At 70.2% G+C, this 19,156-nt stretch carries 20 protein-coding genes; 9 read left to right on the top strand and 11 right to left on the bottom strand.

The window, feature by feature from the left end; all coding sequences use genetic code 11:
• Positions 1 to 10: 10 nt before the first annotated feature.
• From grpE to QT196_RS03570, 4 genes are all read right to left on the bottom strand, one after another.
• Positions 11 to 631 (bottom strand): nucleotide exchange factor GrpE, encoded by a 621-nt coding sequence (gene grpE, locus QT196_RS03585; RefSeq protein ID WP_266734999.1) that lies wholly within the window; start codon positions 629 to 631, stop codon positions 11 to 13.
• Positions 628 to 2,523: a molecular chaperone DnaK gene (gene dnaK, locus QT196_RS03580; RefSeq protein WP_266735001.1), complete on the bottom strand. Its 1,896-nt coding sequence runs from the start codon at positions 2,521 to 2,523 to the stop codon at positions 628 to 630. Before dnaK ends, grpE begins: the two co-directional genes overlap by 4 nt.
• Before the next feature lie 383 nt (positions 2,524 to 2,906).
• Positions 2,907 to 3,968, bottom strand: coding sequence for a type III polyketide synthase (locus tag QT196_RS03575; protein ID WP_168477466.1), 1,062 nt, complete (start codon positions 3,966 to 3,968; stop codon positions 2,907 to 2,909).
• 272 nt (positions 3,969 to 4,240) lie between these two features.
• On the bottom strand, positions 4,241 to 5,449 hold the full coding sequence (locus QT196_RS03570) for a cytochrome P450 (RefSeq protein ID WP_168477464.1): 1,209 nt from the start codon (positions 5,447 to 5,449) through the stop codon (positions 4,241 to 4,243).
• A 438-nt stretch (positions 5,450 to 5,887) separates the two neighbouring features.
• On the opposite strand from QT196_RS03570, the gene QT196_RS03565 reads away from it, so the two are divergent.
• Positions 5,888 to 6,619, top strand: coding sequence for an SDR family oxidoreductase (locus tag QT196_RS03565; protein ID WP_266735009.1), 732 nt, complete (start codon positions 5,888 to 5,890; stop codon positions 6,617 to 6,619).
• 80 nt (positions 6,620 to 6,699) lie between these two features.
• Here QT196_RS03565 and QT196_RS03560 read toward each other — a convergent pair whose 3' ends face one another.
• Positions 6,700 to 7,104, bottom strand: a complete 405-nt coding sequence (locus tag QT196_RS03560) for a VOC family protein (protein ID WP_085925884.1) — start codon at positions 7,102 to 7,104, stop codon at positions 6,700 to 6,702.
• A 179-nt stretch (positions 7,105 to 7,283) separates the two neighbouring features.
• Here QT196_RS03560 and QT196_RS03555 point away from each other — a divergent pair, with 179 nt between their 5' ends.
• Positions 7,284 to 7,661 carry a hypothetical protein gene (locus QT196_RS03555; protein WP_168477460.1) on the top strand — a complete coding sequence of 126 codons (378 nt, stop codon included), beginning with the start codon at positions 7,284 to 7,286 and terminating at the stop codon, positions 7,659 to 7,661.
• 92 nt (positions 7,662 to 7,753) lie between these two features.
• Here QT196_RS03555 and QT196_RS03550 read toward each other — a convergent pair whose 3' ends face one another.
• The 3 genes from QT196_RS03550 to QT196_RS03540 all read right to left on the bottom strand — a co-directional run bounded on the left by QT196_RS03550 (position 7,754) and on the right by QT196_RS03540 (position 10,203).
• Positions 7,754 to 8,068, bottom strand: a complete 315-nt coding sequence (locus QT196_RS03550; RefSeq protein WP_168477459.1) for an SCO5918 family protein — start codon at positions 8,066 to 8,068, stop codon at positions 7,754 to 7,756.
• An 86-nt stretch (positions 8,069 to 8,154) separates the two neighbouring features.
• Positions 8,155 to 9,663 (bottom strand): DEAD/DEAH box helicase, encoded by a 1,509-nt coding sequence (locus QT196_RS03545; protein ID WP_168477457.1) that lies wholly within the window; start codon positions 9,661 to 9,663, stop codon positions 8,155 to 8,157.
• Between the two features lie 336 nt (positions 9,664 to 9,999).
• The gene (locus tag QT196_RS03540; RefSeq protein WP_042152846.1) at positions 10,000 to 10,203 is read right to left on the bottom strand and encodes a cold-shock protein; all 204 of its coding nucleotides are present in this window, start codon (positions 10,201 to 10,203) and stop codon (positions 10,000 to 10,002) included.
• Between the two features lie 427 nt (positions 10,204 to 10,630).
• Here QT196_RS03540 and QT196_RS03535 point away from each other — a divergent pair, with 427 nt between their 5' ends.
• From QT196_RS03535 to QT196_RS03515, 5 genes are all read left to right on the top strand, one after another.
• Positions 10,631 to 11,314, top strand: coding sequence for a CBS domain-containing protein (locus tag QT196_RS03535; RefSeq protein ID WP_168477455.1), 684 nt, complete (start codon positions 10,631 to 10,633; stop codon positions 11,312 to 11,314).
• 90 nt (positions 11,315 to 11,404) lie between these two features.
• Positions 11,405 to 12,085, top strand: coding sequence for a CBS domain-containing protein (locus QT196_RS03530; RefSeq protein ID WP_290354316.1), 681 nt, complete (start codon positions 11,405 to 11,407; stop codon positions 12,083 to 12,085).
• A gap of 109 nt (positions 12,086 to 12,194) precedes the next feature.
• Positions 12,195 to 12,902, top strand: a complete 708-nt coding sequence (locus QT196_RS03525; RefSeq protein ID WP_168477451.1) for a response regulator transcription factor — start codon at positions 12,195 to 12,197, stop codon at positions 12,900 to 12,902.
• An 89-nt stretch (positions 12,903 to 12,991) separates the two neighbouring features.
• Complete coding sequence (locus QT196_RS03520) at positions 12,992 to 13,888, top strand: universal stress protein (protein WP_168477449.1); 897 nt, start codon at positions 12,992 to 12,994, stop codon at positions 13,886 to 13,888.
• 75 nt (positions 13,889 to 13,963) lie between these two features.
• Entirely contained in the window at positions 13,964 to 14,587 is a 624-nt protein-coding gene (locus QT196_RS03515; protein WP_168477447.1) for a CBS domain-containing protein, read from the top strand.
• Between the two features lie 50 nt (positions 14,588 to 14,637).
• On the opposite strand, the gene QT196_RS03510 is transcribed toward QT196_RS03515, so the two are convergent.
• Positions 14,638 to 15,495: a universal stress protein gene (locus QT196_RS03510; RefSeq protein WP_290354315.1), complete on the bottom strand. Its 858-nt coding sequence runs from the start codon at positions 15,493 to 15,495 to the stop codon at positions 14,638 to 14,640.
• Positions 15,496 to 15,700: 205 nt separating this feature from the next.
• Here QT196_RS03510 and QT196_RS03505 point away from each other — a divergent pair, with 205 nt between their 5' ends.
• Positions 15,701 to 16,132, top strand: a complete 432-nt coding sequence (locus tag QT196_RS03505; protein WP_168477436.1) for an SRPBCC family protein — start codon at positions 15,701 to 15,703, stop codon at positions 16,130 to 16,132.
• Between the two features lie 116 nt (positions 16,133 to 16,248).
• Here the strand turns inward: QT196_RS03505 and QT196_RS03500 are convergent, their stop codons facing one another.
• A complete protein-coding gene (locus tag QT196_RS03500; protein ID WP_168477434.1) occupies positions 16,249 to 16,764 on the bottom strand; it encodes a hypothetical protein in 516 nt (171 codons plus the stop codon).
• Positions 16,765 to 17,113: 349 nt separating this feature from the next.
• On the opposite strand from QT196_RS03500, the gene QT196_RS03495 reads away from it, so the two are divergent.
• Entirely contained in the window at positions 17,114 to 17,869 is a 756-nt protein-coding gene (locus QT196_RS03495; protein WP_168477433.1) for a hypothetical protein, read from the top strand.
• A gap of 27 nt (positions 17,870 to 17,896) precedes the next feature.
• Here QT196_RS03495 and QT196_RS03490 read toward each other — a convergent pair whose 3' ends face one another.
• On the bottom strand, positions 17,897 to 19,141 hold the full coding sequence (locus QT196_RS03490; RefSeq protein ID WP_168477431.1) for a SpoIIE family protein phosphatase: 1,245 nt from the start codon (positions 19,139 to 19,141) through the stop codon (positions 17,897 to 17,899).
• Between the last annotated feature and the right edge of the window lie 15 nt (positions 19,142 to 19,156).

The raw sequence follows: 19,156 nt of genomic DNA, 5'->3' as shown, positions 1-19,156 counted from the left end.
CGGTCAGTCGTCACGCGCCGGCCGGCGGTTCCCCCGCGACAGCCACCTGGGCGGGGCGCAGCAGCCGGTCGCCGACGCGGTAGCCCAGGCGGAGCACCTCGGTGCAGGTGGCCTGTTCCAGCCGGTCGGTGGGGGTGTAGGTGATGGCCTCATGGATCAGCGGGTCGAACGGGTCACCCACCGCGCCGATGGCCTGGAGGCCCAGCGTCCCGAGCTCGGTGCGCAGTTCCTCGGCGATGCGCGCGAAACCGCCGGTCACCTCGCCCCGTGCGGTGGCCTCGGCGAGCGAGTCGAGTACGGGCAGCAGCCGGCTCAGCACATTGGCCACCGCGATCTCGCCGACCGCCAGCCGGTCGCGGTGCACCCGCTTCCGGTAGTTGTCGTACTCGGCCTTCAGCCGCTGGAGATCGGCCGTCCGCTCCCGGAGTTCGGCGTGCAGCACCGCCTCCGGGGGCGCCGGCCGCCCGGCCGACTCGTCCTGGCCGGCCGGCCTGCCGGGGCCCTGCTCGGTCCGGTCCTCCGGGGGGTCGGTGGCGTCGGGCGGGCCCGGTTCGGGGTGCTTCGCCGTCCCGTGTCCCACGAGGGCCAGCGGCGGGTGGGGCAGGCCGTGGACATTGGTCGGGCGGTTCATCGTCCGCTGCCCTCCTGCTTGTCGTCGTCGACGATCTCCGCGTCGACGACATCGTCCTGCTCGCCGGCGGCATCCGCCCCGCCCTCACCGGCAGCCGCGTCCTGGCCTCCCGGGGTGGCCTGCGCGCCCTGGGTGTCGGCGTACATGGCCTGACCCATCTTCTGGGAGACGGCCGCGAGCTTCTCGGAAGCGGTGCGGATCTCGGCTGTGTTGTCGCCCTCGGCGGACTCGCCCTTGAGCTTTTCCTTCAGCTCGGTGACGGCTTCCTGGACCTCGGTCCGGACCTCGCCGGGGACCTTGTCCTCGTTGTCCTTGAGGAACTTCTCGGTCTGGTAGACGAGTTGCTCGGCCTGGTTACGGGTCTCCGCGGTCTCCCGCTTGCGGCGGTCCTCCTCGGCGTGGTGCTCGGCGTCACGGACCATCCGGTCGATGTCGTCCTTCGGCAGCGAGGAGCCGCCGGTGACGGTCATCTTCTGCTCCTTGCCGGTACCCAGGTCCTTGGCTGTGACGTGCATGATGCCGTTGGCGTCGATGTCGAAGGACACCTCGATCTGCGGGACCCCGCGGGGAGCGGGCGGCAGACCGGTCAGCTGGAACATCCCGAGCTTCTTGTTGTACGCCGCGATCTCGCGTTCGCCCTGGTAGACCTGGATCTGCACGGACGGCTGGTTGTCCTCGGCCGTCGTGAAGATCTCGGAGCGCTTGGTCGGGATCGTGGTGTTGCGTTCCAGGAGCTTGGTCATGATGCCGCCCTTGGTCTCGATACCGAGAGACAGCGGGGTGACGTCCAGCAGGAGGACGTCCTTGACCTCACCCTTGAGCACACCGGCCTGGAGCGCGGCACCGACGGCGACGACCTCGTCCGGGTTGACGCCCTTGTGCGGGTCCTTGCCGGTCAGCTCCTTGACCAGCTCGGTCACCGCGGGCATCCGGGTCGAGCCGCCGACCATGATCACATGGTTGATGTCGGCGACCTTGATCCCGGCGTCGTCCACCGCGTTGTGGAACGGGGTCTTGCAGCGCTCCAGCAGGTCGGCGGTCAGCTGCTCGAACTGGGAGCGGGTGAGCTTCTCGTCCATGTGCAGCGGCCCGTCGGCCGAGGCGCTCAGATACGGCAGATTGATCGTGGTCTCGGTCGCCGCGGACAGTTCGATCTTGGCCTTCTCGGCGGCCTCCCGCAGCCGCTGGGTGGCCATCTTGTCCTGCGACAGATCGATGCCGTACCCGTTCTTGAACTGCTTGGTCAGGTAATCGACGATCCGCTGGTCCCAGTCGTCGCCGCCCAGGTGGGTGTCGCCGTTGGTGGCCTTCACCTCGACGACGCCGTCACCGATCTCCAGCAGCGAGACATCGAAGGTGCCGCCGCCGAGGTCGAAGACCAGGATGGTCTGGTCGTTCTCCTTGTCGAGGCCGTAGGCCAGCGCGGCCGCGGTCGGCTCATTGACGATCCGCAGCACCTTCAGGCCCGCGATCTCGCCGGCTTCCTTGGTCGCGGTGCGCTGGGAGTCATTGAAGTACGCCGGAACGGTGACCACGGCGTCCGTGACGTCCTCGCCCAGGTACTCCTCGGCGTCGCGCTTGAGCTTCTGGAGCACCCGCGCGGAGATCTCCTGAGCGGTGTACTGCTTCCCGTCGATGTCGCCGCTGTCCGGGAAGCGCCACTGCGCCTCGCCCATGTGGCGCTTGACCGACCGCGCGGTGCGGTCGACGTTGGTCACGGCCTGCCGCTTGGCGACCTCGCCCACCAGCACATCTCCGCCCTTGGCGAAGCCGACCACCGACGGGGTGGTCCGGGCGCCCTCGGCATTGGTGATCACCGTGGGCTCGCCGCCCTCCAGCACACTGACCACCGAGTTCGTCGTACCAAGGTCAATACCCACTGCACGCGCCATGGTCTTCTCCTCACCTTGCGGCCCGCCCGTGGAACGGCCCGCGGGGCCTCCTCACCTGCCGATACGGGGAGCAAGCCGCCTACTCATCTGCATAAAACGCACTGACCCACATGTCAAGATATTCCTATTCAAGGCAAAAGGCCGGTATGTGCCAACCGCTGCCCGGCGCCTCACGGCGGTCGCTCCCGGGTGATCCTCCTCCCGGCATCCGGCCGCACCGCGGAACTCCCCGGGGCGCCACGGTCCCGGCGCCTCCCGCGCGGCCGCGCCGACGCGGGCCTGATCACTACCCCAGGGGAGTGAGGCGTCGCGGCAGCCCGCCGCACGGGCACATGCGCGGTGCGCCCGGCGGATCTCCGTCCGGGCGCACCGCGCGGGCGCGCTCACGTCGCGACAGGGGTCGAGGTCCAGGTGCCGAGGGCCATCTCGGCGGTGATGCCGGGACCGAATCCCGCCAGCAGACCGCGCTGGCCGTCGACGGCCGACGCCTCGTCGAACATCCTCGCCAGGGCGTCGAGCACCACACCGCTGGCGATATTGCCGTACTCGGTCAGCGTCGCCCGGCTGAAGCGGAATGCCTCGGGCGGCACCTCGAGGAAGTGGCACAGGTCGTCCAGAATGCGCGGACCGCCCGCGTGGACGATGTAGAAGTCCAGCTCACCCGCGTCCCATTGGTGCTCCTGCGCGATGGCGCGCAAGGCGGGGGCGAGCGGCTCCATGGTGCCGGGCACGCGCTTGTCCAACTGGAAGTGGAATCCGGTGGAGCGCACCGCGTAGGAGATCCAGTCCTCGGTGTGCGGGATCAGATATGAGCTGTTGCGCTCCAGCCGGACGCCGGTGCCGCCCGTCCCGCGGACCACCGCCGCGGCGACCGCGTCGCCGAACAGGCCGTTCGACAGCAGCGATCCCACGCCCAGATCGGTGGGCTGGTAGCACAGCGAGCAGAACTCACACGCCACGATGAGCACATTGGAGTCGGGGTACGCCCTGCAGAAGTCATGCGCCCGGTTGATCGCGGCGCCTCCCGCGGCACAGCCGAGTTGCGCTATCGGCATCTGCCGGGTGTCCGAGCGGAAGCCCAGGGTGTTGATGAGCCATGCCGTCAGGGACGGCATCATGAAGCCGGTACAGGAGACGTAGACGATCAAGTCGATCTGCGTCGGCTCCAGTTCGGCCCGGTCGAGTGCCTCGCGCACCACGGCGGGGACCCGGGCCTTGGACTCCGCCTCGTACACCGCGCTGCGGGCGTCGAGCCCGGGATGCTTGAGCACCTTGTCGATCGGCTGGATCAAATGCCGTTTGCGTACGCCGGTGTGCTCGATCAGGCGGAGCACCAGCCGCAGCTGCGAATGATCCTTGTGCATTCGTCGCGCGAGTTCGAGGGTGTCTTCTTGGGTGAGGATGTATTCAGGGACCGCGATTGCAGGTTTGCACAGAACCGCCATGGGATGGGCTCCTTGCAGACTTGTGGGCCGCTCAGGGAATTCCCGGTTTCCATTTCGGTCGGTGTCGGCCGGTGGGCCCGCCACGGCAACCTGCCCGAAGAACGGGCAAGTTGGCATGGGCGGAATCGGCCGACTGAAGGGGCACGACCTGGAGAGAACTATGGGCGGACCATCCGTCGAAGAACGAACTCTCCCCGTGCTGGTGGATCTTCTTTCCGACTAGTAACCGTACGCCAGAGCGGTGAGTTCTGCATGCGCGGCACCGGGCCCCCTTACCAGGCGACCGGCAGCTCCAGCGGATAGCGCCAGATCGAGTTCGTGTTCCAGCGCACGTCCTCGGCCGGCTGGGCCAGCCTGAGCTCGGGGAAGCGCTCCAGAAGGGCGCCGAGGGCCACTTCCAGCTCCGTGAAGGCGAGCGGGGCACCCAGGCAGTGGTGGCCGCCCCAGCCGAAGGTCATGTGGGACGGCCGGTCCTCGCGCTCCAGGTCCAGCTCGTCGGGCCGGTCGAACTTGCGGCCGTCCCGGTTTGCCGTCAGGTAGGAGACGTGCACGATGTCGCCGGCCCGGATCATCACCCCGCTCAGCTCCACGTCCTCGGTGGCGACCCGGGGAATGCCGACGCCCTTACGGAAGGGGATGAACCGCAGCAGTTCCTCCATCGCCTGCGGGAGCATCTCGGGGCGGGCCCGCACCATGGCGAGTTCCCTGGGCCGGGTGAGCAGGGTGTAGGCGAGGTTGCCGATCTCGTAGGTGGTGGTGTCCTGGCCGGTGATGAGCAGCACCATGGCCAGCACCGTGAGTTCCTGGTCGTTGAGGAGCTCATCGCCGTCACGGGCCGTCGCCAGCGCGCTGATCAGGTCGTCTCCCGGGTGCTGGCGCCGCTTCGCGGTGAGCGTCTTGAAGTACGCCCGCATATCGGCCTTGGCGCGGACGGCGCGGTCCCGGTTCTCGACGGTGACGTTCATCATCGTCCGTGCGTGCCCGCGCAGTTGGGCGCGGTCGGCCTCGGGGATGTCGAGGACCTCACAGATCGTCGTCAGCGGCAGCGGGGACGCCAGGCTCTCCATCAGGTCGGCGGGCGAGCCCTGCGCGGTCATCCGGTCCAGCAGGTCGTCCACGACGCGCTGGGTACGGGTCCGCATGCGTTCCACTTGACGCGGGGCGAACGCCTTGGAGACCAGGCTCCGCAGCCGGCTGCTGGCGGGCGGGTCCATCACGTTGATCGCCTCGTCCTGCACGATCGGCTCAGGAGTCATCCGCGGGAAGTCCCGGCCGATGATGGCACTGCGGCTGAAGCGCCGGTCGGTCGTCACCGTGCGCACATCCTCGTACCGGGTCACCAGCCAGGCTTCGCCCTCCCCGTAGGGCAGCTTGATGCGGGCGACCGGTTCCTCGGTCAGCAGACGCTTGAGCGTCGGATCGAATTCCAGTGCCTCGGCATAGTCGAACGGGCAGTTCCACACGGTAGCGCCGGATTCCATCATGAGCTCCCGGAGTCGGAGGTGACGAGCGGATTCACCGCCTGTGCAGGCAGGAAAGAAGGCGCATGTACGCGTACGTACCAGGCCACCGGCCAGAAACGCGCCAATTCATCCCGGATATCGTAAACACCGGGCTGCGGGAACGGCTCTACCATCCGATCACCCTGCGGAATGACGGATGCCGTGGTCCGCCATTCCCCGGTGAATTACGCCGGAGGGCAGGCGGCCGGGGCATTGCGCCATAAGGGTGATGCTCCCGGAATGTGGTACCCGGGCGCGCCGAATTCACAAACATGCTTGCCGATACGGCAAAGGGGAGAGGCTCGCCGGCCTTCGCGTGGTGCGTGGGTGTGCGGCACCCAGGCACCAGCCGTCCTGGTCGCGCTGCGCTCCGCCGTGGAGGCTCACCGGTGAAACAACTGGCAAAAGGAGCAGCCCATGACGGAGCACGAGAAGGTCGTCCTGATCACCGGAGCGAGCAGCGGCATCGGCGAGGCGACCGCCCGCCGCCTGGCCGCCGACGGGCACCGCGTCTTCCTCGGTGCCCGCCGCACCGAACGACTGGAAACGCTGTGCCACGACATCAACGGCGCCGGCGGCACCGCGGCCTTCCGGAGGCTGGACGTCACCTCCGCCTACGACCTGCGGTCCTTCGTCACGGCCGCGCACGAGGAATACGGCCGGGTCGACGTCCTGGTCAACAACGCGGGGGTGATGCCGCTGTCGCCACTGGAGGCGCTGCGGGTGGACGAATGGGACCGGATGCTCGACGTGAATGTGCGCGGCGTCCTCTACGGGATCGCCGCCGCGCTGCCCGTGATGCGGGCCCAGGGCGCCGGCCACGTCATCAATATCGCGTCGGTCGGGGCGTATGAGGTGGTGCCCACCGCCGCGGTCTACTGCGCCACCAAATTCGCCGTACGCGCCATCTCCGAGGGACTGCGCCAGGAGGCCGCCGCCGGTATCCGGGTCACCCTGGTCTCGCCGGGCGTCACGGAATCCGAACTCCCGGACAGCATCACCGATCCGGCGGCCCGGGAGGCCATGGCGTCCTACCGCGCGGTGGCCCTGCCGGCCGCCGCGGTCGCGGACACCATCGCCTTCGCCGTCAGCCGGCCACCGGAGGTCGATGTGAACGAACTGGTCGTACGCCCGGCGGCCCGTACCTGACAGCAGGACGCTCCTCGCAGTACCGGGGGCGGCCACCGAGCCCGGTGGCGCCCCCGGCCCCTCCACCCGCCGGGCACGGCTCAGTTGGCCTGTCCCAGGGCGTGGCCCTCGCTCGCGGCGAGTACGAAGGGGTGGCCCGCGGGATCCGAATAGCGGCGGGCATCATATGGCCCGCGGTTCTCCCGGGTCTGCAACGGCCGCGCTCCCAGGCTGACCGCCTCGCGCTCCGCCTCGTCCATGTTGTCCTGCGGGACGAGGAAGTGCAGATGTGCCTGTTGTGAGTCGTCCGGGCGGGGCCAACTGGGCGGCGCCGCGCCCCGGTCCCGTCGTATCGCGAGGTGCACCTTGTCGCTCTCGACGACCTCGATGTAGTCCGGGCTGGACCCGATCCGCACTTCTCCGCCCAGGAATTGTGCGTAGAAGTCCGCCAGTGCCGCGGGCTCCGCGCAATCCAGTACCAGGACGCTGGTCTTGGCGATGGCCATCCCGCCCCCTTCCTGTCGACGGGCCCCCGCCCGCCTCTTCCGACCGCTACCCCGAGACGGCCCCGGCACTCCGCGGACCGGGAAAGCCGCACCGGGCGCGGCGGACCGGGCCTTGGTTCGCGGGGCGCGTGCTACGGGTGTGGTGCCGACGGCCGGTCGCGGCAGTAGAGTCTGCTCCCATGTCGAAGCCCGACGAGCTGCTTGTCGACATCGCCGCCATGGTGGAGTCGGAGCAGAGCAATCAGATGTCTCTCACAGTGGTTGTCCAGGGCGCTGTGATCACCGGACGGCTGGCGCCCGAGAGCGTGTGGCGGCAGCGGGTGGCCGAGGTCCTGGAGCAGTCGCAGCGGCTGGGACCGTTCTCCGCCCTCTTCTCCTCAGCCGGCCCGGACACCCGCCCGCCGCGACGGAAAGAGCCGCCCACCCACCTGCATTTCCATGTGGCGAGGATTCTCCAGGGCAGCATCGGCCTGCCCGAGACCGGCGGCATGTACCGGGTCGAGATCAAGGACGTAGGAGCCTGGACGCTGGGCGACTTCCGCTACTCCGACCGCTGAGACCGTCCTGAGCCCGGAGCACTGAGCCCGTACAAAGCTGGGCTCCGACCGGTGCGGTCGGAGCCCACTTCGTTGTCCTGCGGTGTCCGGCTTCAGCTCGCCGGGTCAGCGTCAGGCGACGACGGAGCCTGGAGCAGCGCCGACGCCTCCTCGAGAGGGGTGCGGACGGCGGGGGTCGAGGAGCTACAGGTGAAGCCGAGGCGGGTCAGCGCCCGGGTCACCTCGCCGGCGGTGAAGTCGCGGCGGTCCTGTCGGGTGATGACCTCGCCGACCTGCTTGACGGGGTAGTTGCGGCCACCGATGAGTACCGAGTCACCCGTGATGGGTTCGGGCTCGACATCCTTCATCGAGTCCTCTACCTCGGTCTTGATCAGGTCGAAGGGGAAGCGGGCGATGACGCAGCGCATAGTGCCTCTACAGGGTCGAAGCGAACCGGAATCGGACTGGCGGCGGAACGGGAAAAGCGCGGTGTACGAACCGTACGGCTTCCGGGTTACGAGGTCGTGCCGGCCGAGCGCCGACGCTGCGGCGTCCCGGACGTGGTCCGGGGCGTTCCCGTACCGGAGGACCGACGGGCCTGGGCGGAGCGGCTGCGCCGGCCGCGGGTCGAGGACCCGCTGCGCTTCGGACGTTCGACGACCGGCGCGGCGATGGTGACGGGAACACCGGAGGGAGCCTGGGCACCGGTGATACGGGTCAGCTCGGCCTCGCCGGAGCGCACCTGGGTGGACTGCGGCGTGATCCCCGCGTCCACCATCAGCCGGTCCATCTCGCGGCGCTGGTTGGGCAGGACGAGGGTGACCACGCTGCCGGACTCCCCGGCGCGGGCGGTGCGACCGCCGCGGTGCAGGTAGTCCTTGTGGTCGGTGGGCGGGTCGACATTGACGACGAGGTCGAGATTGTCGACGTGGATGCCACGGGCCGCGACGTTGGTGGCCACCAGCACGGTGACCTGGCCGTCCTTGAACTGGGCCAGGGTCCGGGTCCGCTGGGGCTGGGACTTGCCGCCGTGCAGGGCCGCGGCCCGCACCCCGCTGTTCAGCAGGTGCTTGGTGAGCTTGTCCACCGCGCGCTTGGTGTCCAGGAACATGATCGACCGGCCTTCGCGGGCGGCGATCTCGGTCGTGGTGGCGTGCTTGTCGGTGTCGCGGACGTGCAGCAGGTGGTGTTCCATCGTGGTGACGGCGCCCGCCGACGGGTCGACGGAGTGCACCACCGGGTCCGTCAGATAGCGCCGGACCAGCAGGTCGACGTTACGGTCCAGGGTGGCCGAGAAGAGCATCCGCTGCCCCTCGGGGCGCACCTGGTCGAGCAGCGCGGTCACCTGCGGCATGAACCCCATGTCGGCCATCTGGTCGGCCTCGTCCAGCACCGTGATGCCGACCTGGTTCAGACGGCAGTCACCGCGGCCGATGAGGTCCTTGAGCCGTCCGGGAGTCGCGACGACGACCTCGGCGCCACCGCGGAGCGCGCTCGCCTGGCGGCCGATCGACATTCCGCCGACGACGGTGGCCAGCCGCAGCGACAGCGCCTTGGCGTAGGGGGTGAGTGCGTCGGTGACCTGCTGTGCCAGCTCCCGGGTGGGGACCAGGACCAGTGCCAGCGGCTGGCGGGGCTCGGCGCGCTGCCCGGCGGTACGGGCCAGCAGGGCCAGACCGAAGGCGAGCGTCTTGCCCGATCCCGTGCGGCCACGGCCCAGTACGTCCCGCCCGGCCAGCGAATTCGGCAGCGTGGCGGCCTGGATCGGGAACGGGGCCGTCACCCCTTCCGCGGTCAGCGACGTCAACATGGCGGCCGGCATGTCGAGTTCGGCGAACGACTCGGCCGGCGGCAGCGCGGGGGTGTGCGTGACGGGCAGGGCGAACTCCCCCTGCGGCGCGGGCCGGCGCCGCTTGCCACCGCCACCGGAGCGGTTGGCGGCCTGCGAGCGGTAGCCGCCACGGCCGGAACCGGCGGAGCGGGTACGGGAGGAACGGTCGTTCGGGCGAGATGCGCGGTTCATGGAGAACCTTCCTCGATGCGGTACGTCGAGGAATTCCCGGCAGCTGTCAGCCGCACACAGGAGAATCGCAAAACGGACCGGAGAAAACAGATGGAACGCGGTGGGGCGGAATCGACCGCCGGCGCGAGAGAAGAGTTCGCCGAAGAGCGGCGAAGGTGTTGCCGGATCGGGAAGCCGGGCGGGGCGGCGTGCTGGCGCAGCGGGCCGCGTGGTCCGGTACCGGGCGGGTTGCTCCGTGTCGCCGGCGCGGCCGTGACGGCACCCGCGGCGTATTCCGGGCAACGAGCTGGGGCCCGCACCCAAGGTGCGGGCCCCAGCTGCGATGATGCGTCGGCGTCAGGCAGGGAGAATGTTCTCGGCCTGCGGGCCCTTCTGGCCCTGGGTGACGTCGAAGGTGACCTTCTGGCCTTCCTGGAGCTCACGGAAGCCCTGGGTGGCGATGTTCGAGTAGTGGGCGAAGACGTCAGCGCCGCCGCCGTCCTGCTCGATGAAGCCGAAACCCTTTTCCGAGTTGAACCACTTCACGGTACCGGTAGCCATGTTTATCTCCTTCGGGGGCAGTGCCGGGGCCGCACTGTGCGGACCCCGCGTCGCCGCGATGATTGCCCCGTCCGGAAAAACCGGAAATACAAAAACGCTCCCGCCGACCTGAGATGGCGGCGGGGGTGCGAGAAGTCTTTGGGAACCACAACCACAACTGCAACTGAGATCGACAGTAGCACGGCACGAGCGGCCGTGCGCAGCTGTTGCCCCGCCATTTCCGGGCCCGGAAACCTTGCTGACCTGCCGAGTTCTCCGGCGGTTCGGCAAGTCCGAGCCGTGGGACGGCACCGTGGGGAGGGGCCGGGGCCCGGTGGCCGTCCGGCGTGGACAGGGACCGTACGGCCCCTGTCCTGCGCGCCCGGCGCATTCCAGGCTGGAGGTGTCACGGGCCGGGTGACGTCGGTCCGGGTACCGAGGAGGCATCATGCAGAACACTCCGCACCTCGTCAGCGATGTGATGACAGGCACCGTGGCCGCGGTCGACCGGGAGGCGCGGTTCAAGGAGATCGTCGAGACCATGGAGCGGTGGCAGGTCAGTGCGCTGCCGGTGCTGGCGGGGGAGGGCCGGGTGGTCGGGGTGGTCTCGGAGGCCGATCTGCTGCCCAAGGAGGAGTTCCGGGAGTCGGACCCCGACCGCCTGGAGCAGCTGCGGCGGCTCGACGATGTGCGCCGGGCGGGCGCGCTGACCGCGGGGGAGCTGATGACCGCTCCCGCGCTCACCGTGCGGGCCAATGCCACGCTGTCCCAGGCGGCCCGGACCATGGCGCGCGGCCCGGTCAAGCGGCTGCCGGTGGTGGACGGACACGGGGTGCTTCAGGGCATCGTCAGCCGCGCCGACCTGCTGAAGGTCTTCCTGCGCTCGGACGACGACCTCGCGGAGGAGGTCCGCTACGTCGTGGGGGAGCTGTTCACGGCGCCCGTGAAGGATCTGCGGGTCACGGTCGTCGACGGGGTGGTCACGCTCAGCGGCCGGGTCCGGGACACCTCGCTCATCCCGGTGGCCGCACGCCTGGTGCGCGCGGTGGAGGGGGTCGTGGACGTGGAATTCGATGTCACCGCTCCGGCTGCCGCCCGCAATCGGACGCCGATGGCGGGCCCGCAGCGCTGACGGGACCGTTCGCCGGCTCTCGTGGGCGGGCGCCACAAGCACCGGACGGCCGGTAACGGGCGCGGCAGCGGGCCCTACCGAGGAGGTGTCATGGCGCACAGCCCGTACACCGTCGGTGACGTGATGACCCGGGCCGTGGTCGCGATCGGCCAGGAGGCGCGGTTCAAGGAGATCGTCGAGGTCATGGAGCGGTGGCAGGTCAGTGCGCTGCCGGTGCTGGCGGGGGAGGGGCGGGTGGTCGGGGTGGTCTCCGAGGCGGATCTGCTGCCCAAGGAAGAGTTCCGGGCGGCGCAACCGAGTCGGCTGGAGCAGGTGCGGCGGCTGGACGACGTACGCAAGGCCGGCGGGCTGACGGCGGGGGATCTGATGAGCGCGCCCGCGCTGACCGTGCACGCCGGGGACACCCTGGCTCAGGCGGCGCGGACGATGGCGTTCAAGTCGGTGAAGCGGCTGCCGGTGGTCGACGGTCAGGGGCTGCTCCAGGGCATCGTCAGCCGGGCCGACCTGCTGAAGGTCTTCCTGCGCCCGGACGAGGACCTGGCGGCGGAGATACGTACGGAGATCATCGGCCGGCTGTGCCCCGTGGTCCCCGACCAGCTGGCGGTCAGCGTCACCGACGGGGTGGTCACCCTCAGCGGCACGCTCCGCGACCCGTCGCTGCTGCCCGTCACCGCCCGTCTGGTGCAGGCGGTCGAGGGCGTCGTGGACGTGCGGTTCGACGTCACGGGACCGGCGCCCGCCGGGCCGGAGCGCCGGGTGGGCCACGGCTGACGCCTGCTTCCGGCCACAGCCGCCGCGGGACCGTTCGGCCTGGCAGGCCCCTGCGAGAGGGGTCAGGATGGGGACAGGAGACGGACGTCTTGGCAGCCGGAGGGGCGTCATGAGCGACGCGGAGGCATGCTCACCGCACCGGCCGATCCGGGTGTTCCTGCTCGACGACCACGAGGTCGTCCGGCGCGGGGTGGCGGATCTGCTCGATGCCGAGCCCGATATCGAGGTGGTCGGCGACGCCGGCACGGCCGCCCATGCGCTCGCGCGCGGACCGGCGCTCCGGCCGGATGTCGCGGTGCTGGATGTGCGGCTGCCGGACGGCGACGGGGTCTCCGTGTGCCGGGAGCTGCGCTCGCGGATGCCGGGGCTGGCCTGTCTGATGCTCACCTCGTTCGACGATGACGAGGCGCTGCTCGACGCGATCATGGCCGGCGCGGCCGGATATGTGCTCAAGGAGATCAGGGGGGCGGATCTCGTCGCCGCGGTGCGCACGGTCGCCTCCGGCAGCTCGATGCTCGATCCCGCGACGACGGCACGGCTGATGAGCAGTCTGCGCGGCGGCGACTCCGAAGCGCCGCCCGAGGAAGCGGCGCTCTCCGGTCTGTCCCCGCGGGAGCGGGAGATTCTCGGTCTGATCGGTGCAGGGCTGACGAACCGTCAGATAGGTAAGCGGCTCTACCTCTCCGAGAAGACCATCAAGAACCACATCTCCCGCCTGCTGGCCAAACTCGGTGTGGAGCGGCGCATCCAGGCCGCCGTCCTCGCCACCCAGGCCGCCGCGGCCTCCGGCGCGGGACCGGGCCCGCACGGGACCTGAAGCGGGAGCAGCGGTGCTTCCCCCCTCGTACGGCCCCGGAGCCCAGGGCCCCTCCGGCCCGTTTCTCCGACCCCGAAAGGAGCACCGTCATGGAGCCGGACATCATCACCGTGGGGCTCGACGGTTCGCCGGAGAGCCTGGCCGCCGCGCAGTGGGCCGCTGACGAGGCGGACCGGCGCCAGGCGGTGCTGCGGCTGCTCCATGCGTGGATACTGCTGGCCGCCGAGGCGGCGGACACGCCCCCCCAACGTGACGAGAACGCCGCCGCCCGGCAGATCGTGCGCCAGGCCGTGGACGAGGTCCGGGAACGCCGCCCGCATCTCCAGATCATCGAGGACCTGGTGGGGTCGGAGGCGGAACCGGCACTGGTGCGCGCGGCCGGGGAGTCGCTGATGGTCGTGCTCGGGTCGCGGGCTCTGGGGACCTGGGAGAGCTATGTGCTCGGCGATGTGAGCCTGAACGTCGTGGGCGGGGCCAAGGGGCCGGTCGTCCTGGTCCGGGCGCCCGGACGGGCGAAGACACCGCGCCATCCCTCTGGGCACGACACGCCACCGGCTCCCCAGCCCCGGGTCGTCGTCGGCGTCAGCCTCAACGGCCCCAGCGACCGGATGCTGACGTTCGCCTTCGACGCCGCGGCGAGCCGTGGCCTGCCGCTCCAGGCCGTCCACGGGCGCCCGCTGCCCGTGCAGGCGTACACCCCGTGGGGCATCGACCCCGATGCCGCGAAGGAGCTCACCAAAGAGGCGGACATCGAGCTGCGGGACGCCCTGCGCCCCTGGTGCGAGCGGTTCCCCGGTGTGCTGGTGCAGGAGACCGTGCTGCCGGAGAGCCCGACCCGGGCCCTGGTACAGACGGTCTTCGGGGCCGAACTCCTGGTGGTCGGCCGCCGGCTGCACCGCCCGCTGCTCGCGCCCCGTGTCGGCCCGGTCGCCCACGCCGCCATCCACCACGTGACCTGCCCGGTCGCCGTGATCCCGCACGACTGAGCACATGCAGAGCGCACTCCCCGCCCATGGGGCCGACGAGATCCGGCCCGGCACACCCGGAGGGACTGGCCAGAGATGAGGCACCGCACCGTGGCAGACCTGATGACGCCCGAGGCCGTTGTCGTCCAACGGGGCACCCCGTTCAAGGAGATCGCGCGGCTGCTCGACGAGTACGACATCACCGCCGTGCCCGTGCTCGACGAGAACGACCAGCCGGTGGGGGTGGTGTCGGAGGCCGATCTGCTGCGCCGGCAGATCGCGAAGCTCGGGGCGACCACCGCCGAGGCGATCATGACCAGCCCCGCCGTGGTGGCACGCCCCGGGTGGAGCGTCGTCGAAGCGGCCAAGACGATGGAGAGGAAGAGGGTCAAGCGGCTGCCCGTGGTCGACGACTCCGGACGGCTCATCGGGGTGATCAGCCGCAGTGACCTCGTGCAGCTGTTCCTGCGCCGGGACCGGGCCATTCAGGAGGAGGTGCTGGAGGAGGTACTGACCCGCACGCTCGGGGTGGCACCGTCCGCGGTCACGGTCCAGGTCTCCGACGGCCATGTGACCCTCACCGGCTCCCTGGAGCGCAAAAGCCTGGTCCCCATCGCCGTGCGGCTGTGTGAAAGCGTCGACGGGGTGGTCGAGGTCGTCGACCGGCTCAGCTATCTGCGGGACGACACCGCCGCGCACGGGCCGGCCGCGCCCGAGTAGCACGAACGGGCCGTCGCACGGCCTCCAGGAGGCGGCCGCGGCCCTGGAACTCACCCCTGCGGCACGACCGAGACGGGACAGTTGGCATGGTGCAGGGCCGCATGAACGACGGGCCCGAGCAGCATCGGTGACCGCCGGCTGCGGCGCCCGACGACCAGCAGGCCCGCATCGCAGCAGGCCGCCAGCAGCACGGGGGCGGCCCGGCCGCTCGCCACGTGCGGGACCACCTCGACGGCGGGGAACTTCGCCCGCCAGGGCCGCAACGCCTCGGCGAATGTCTCCTGCTCCGCGATGTCGGCCGCCGTCCCGTCCGGCGAGCGGCCCGGCACGGCGCCCACCGGGCCCGCGGGCGCCGCCGGGCCCCACGCCCGTACGGCGCGCACCCGCGTGTGATGGGCGTCGGCGGCCGTGAAGGCGAACTCCAGCACGGCCTCGTCCTCCGGCCCCGCATGCCGCACGCCCACCACGATCTCCCGCTGCGGAAACGCCGCGTCCTCGCGCACCGTCACGACCGGACACACCGCCTGGCCCAGCACCTGGAGACTGCCCGAGCCGAGCAGGAAACCGGCGATCGCACCGTGCCCGCGCGACCCCAGAATCAGCATCGTGGCCTCGGCGCTCCGCTCCAGCAAGGCATCCGCGGGCCGCTCCGCTACCTGCTCGGTGGTCACCGGAATCCCCGGGTGCCCGGTGTACGCCAGGTCCACGGCGCCACGGAGCAGCTCGGCCCCACGGCTCTCCCGGCCGGCCGCCTCCGGATCAGTCGGCTGGGCGTGCGCCGACGGGGAGCCCCAGGAATGCAGCAGATGCAGCGCGAGGCCCCGGGCCGCGGCCTCCTCGGCGCCCCAGAGCACGGCCGGCACGCTGTTCCCCGTGCCGTCCAGTCCTACGACCACCGGGCCGGCCATGACGCACCTCCGCGCACTCCGGGCCTGCACGGGCGCGGCGCCTCGCCCCTGCCTCTCCAGCGTGGCCGCAGCGGCACCGCCCCCGGCATGAGCCACTCGGCCCCATCGGCCGGCCGGCAGGCCCGGAGGGGCTCGCTTCCGGTCCCCGGCCGGAGCACCCTGGAAACAAGACCGTGAAGCCGTGAAACAAGCTGTGAGGTGCCTGATGAGCACTCTCGAAGAACATATTGACGTGAGCGTCCCCCTCGATACCGCGTGGGACTGCCTGCACCGGTCGGAGGCCTATCCGCGATTCCTGAACGGGGTACGCGAGGCCCGGCAGGAGGGCGAACACCGCACGCGTCTGGACATCGACGCGGGCGGCCGGCCACAGGAGTGCGTCGTGGAGATCACCGACCGCACCCCGGAAAACGTCATGAGCTGGCAGACCACCAGCGGCCCCGACCTGGCGGGCACCTTCTCACTGCTGCCCCTCGACGAGCAGCACACCAGGGTCCAGGCCCGGTTCGAGTACGACCCGGGCACCATCAAGGAGACGTTCGGCGGACCCCAGGGCTTCGCCCAGGCCTCCGCGATCGAACGCGGCCTCCGCAGTGACCTGGAGCAACTGAAGCAATGGGTGGAAGGGGAGATTTGAGCCACGCTGTCGCGCCCGACCCTATGGCCCGCCCTGGCGATTGTTCCGCCGCACTGGTGCGGGCCATGGGTGGCTCGGTCGGTGTCCACGAGCCTTGGTGATCATTCGCGCTGTAATCATTCACGGTGAATGCGTGCGGCAACTATCTCTCCGTCCCGAACGGTGTAGGTTCCGGCGAAGAAGCGATGAGTGCCATCGGTCTGTGTGGCGTCCAGTTCCACCTCGACGGTGTTGCCGACCACGGAGCGCACCGTGACGTCATCCCTGGTCGTGTCGCTGAAAGTTCGCACGAAGTAGTCGTACGGCCGCCCCGTGATGTTCTTCCCACCGAGCGCCCAAGCGGCCACGTATTCACCGTTGTTGATGGCCCGGAAATACGCTTCGACCACCTCGGTGGGGTCCGGCGAGGGCTGGTTCGGCGCGACCGGACGGTGGCCGGCTGCGTCGGGTGTCCATGCCAGGCCCGAGGGCTGAGCGACCGCTGCTACACGGGTCTGGGCCGGGGCCGCTGCGGCTTCGGTGGCCACTGTCGTGGGCGCCTGGGAACCGCTCCCGGCCGACGGGGCAACGCCCAGAATCGCGCCGCCACCTATGAGGATCGCGGCCATCGCCACACTGAAGCTCTGCGTCACGCGGCCGATGACTCCTGGTCGAGCGCCGCAACGGGTGTCGTGCCCGAAGCCCCTCCGCTGTGCGGAACGGCCCGTTGTGCAGTGAAGTCCTGGATGCTCCATCATCGGAAATCCCGAGCAATACGAGGATCTGGATCTTCCTCTTCCATCGTGCGCTCCATGTCTGCCGGATGCACCTGCAAGGGCGAGACCGTGGAAGGGCGCAGTGCTCCATTGCGGCGGCGCGCCTCAACTGGGCATCTGCCCTGCCCTGTTCTGCGGGCGGCGCGCCGTTCGGGGAGCGGCACGAAATGCGAGCCTCTGGGAGCTGTGATGTGCTGAGAGCACTCAAGTGCCGACGCCTGTACGCATGGAGCCACTGACCATGACGCGGAGTGCACGTCGAAAATTCATGACGCTTACCTGCGCGCCCATGCTCGCCGTGGGGCTCGCGGTGGGCGTGTCCCCTACCGCCGCCGCAGCTTCCGCCGACACCTGTTCCCCGCGCACGGTTGACGGCCCGGAGATCGGCCGCATTGTGGTGGCCCCTGCCTCAGGTGCTGACGCAAGCTCATCTCCAGTTCGGCGCACATTGGTTGGGGATGCATGCCGGGTCACGGCGCGAAACCGTGCCGAGGCCGCCAAGCGCGACCCCGTCGATCTGAGCGCCCAGCCCATCACGGTCAACGGTATGGGCCCGCTGCGCATAGGCATGAGCCGTCAAGCGGCCGAGCGTGCGATCGGGGCCCGGATTCCCGACGGGCCGGGCGGGCCGGAGTGCCGTGACCTCGCCGTCGAGGGAGGGCCGCAGAACCTCTCGCTACGCTTCTCCAACGACGACGACCGGCTCGTGGCGATCTCCGTCCTGTCGTCGACGCCGGCATCCCTCGCCACTGCTTCCGGAGTTCATGTAGGGAGCACGAGGGAAGACGTGCTGGATACGTACGACAGTGAGGTGACGTCGCGTCAAGACGAGGGGGCATCCGAGGAGCTCGTGTTTGCTCCCAGGCTGGCGAAGTTCCACGGGAGGATCATCAGCTTCCTCATGAACGACGATGGTACGGTCGCGTCCTTCATCGCCGGGGAGCGCTATTTCGCCGACCCGCTGCCCTGCGGCAACGACTGACGGCTCCTCATCGGGCACCTGCCGGAATTACAGCCGGACGACGACGAGGGCGATGTCGTCGCGGGCGCCGGCGCTGACGCCGAGGCGGGTGAGCAGGGCGTCGGCGAGGCGTTCGGGGCTGAATGTGCTGTAGCGGGCGAGGGCGTCGGTGAGGCGGGTGAGGCCGGTGTCGATGTCCTCGTCGCGGCGTTCGATGAGTCCGTCGGTGTAGAGGACGAGGGTGTCGCCCGGCACGTACGGCAGGTGGGCCTGGGGGCGCGGCACCTGTTCGGGGTGGGCGCCCAGGGGCGGGTCGGTGGCGCGGTCCAGGAGTTCGTGGGTGCCGTCGGCGTGCAGCAGGACGGGCGGGGGGTGGCCGGCGCTGCTGTAGGTGACCTGGCGGCCGGCGGTGTCGATCAGTGCCTGGACGGCGGTGGTGGCCAGCGCCTTGTCGACGGAGCGGGCGTACAGGCCGAGCACTTTCAGTGCCTGGGCGGGACCTTCGACGGAGCGGGCGGCGGCGCTGAGGGCGCTGCGGAGCATGCCCATGACGGCGGCGGCGTCCAGCCCGTGGCCGACGACATCGCCGACCGCGACGGCGAAACCGTCCCCGGGGAGGTCGACGATGTCGTACCAGTCGCCGCAGACGTTCAAGGAGCCGATGGCGGGCAGGTAGCGCACCGCGATGTCACGGTGCCCGGCGAGGTCGGGGGAGTGGAGCATGGCCTCCTGGAGGGTGAGGGCGACCTGGCGTTCGCGGGCGTGGGCGCGGCGCAGTTCCTCGTTGAGGTGCTGGAGCGCGCGGGCCCGGACGTACAGCTCGGCCTCCATCGCCTCCTCGCGTTCGCTCAGCCGCCCGCCGGGCACCGGACGCGACCGGCGGGAGTGGACGAAGGCCGTCACGTCCTCGACCCGGTGGATGATCCACGCCACCCTGCCGTCCGGCCCGGGAACCGGGGTGTTGATCGTGGACCACCAGCGCTCCTCGAACTCCCCCGGCCGCTCCGGCACGGCGATGTCGTACCTCTGCACCGCCATCGTGTCCGGCTCCCCGGTGGACAGCACGCGGCGCAGTGAGGGGTGCAGGTTCTGCACCCCTTCGGCGTCGGGGTCATCGGGGTTGTCGGGGAAGGCGTCGAAGACGTACTGCCCGAGCAGATCGTCGCGAGTACGCGCGGTCGCCTGGAGATACGCCTGATTGACGTCCACGATGACCAGCTCGGGATCGAGGACCAGGCATGCGCTCGGGGTCGCGGCGAACAGCGCCGCATGATCGAGCTCCGGTCTCCTCACGCTCCCTGCCCATCC

It is taken from the genome of Streptomyces sp. P9-2B-2, assembly GCF_030406865.1.
GTDB classification, from domain to species: Bacteria; Actinomycetota; Actinomycetes; order Streptomycetales; family Streptomycetaceae; genus Streptomyces; species Streptomyces platensis.
The sequence above is the reverse complement of the archived record's forward strand: the minus strand, read 5'-3'. Positions and strand labels throughout refer to the sequence as shown.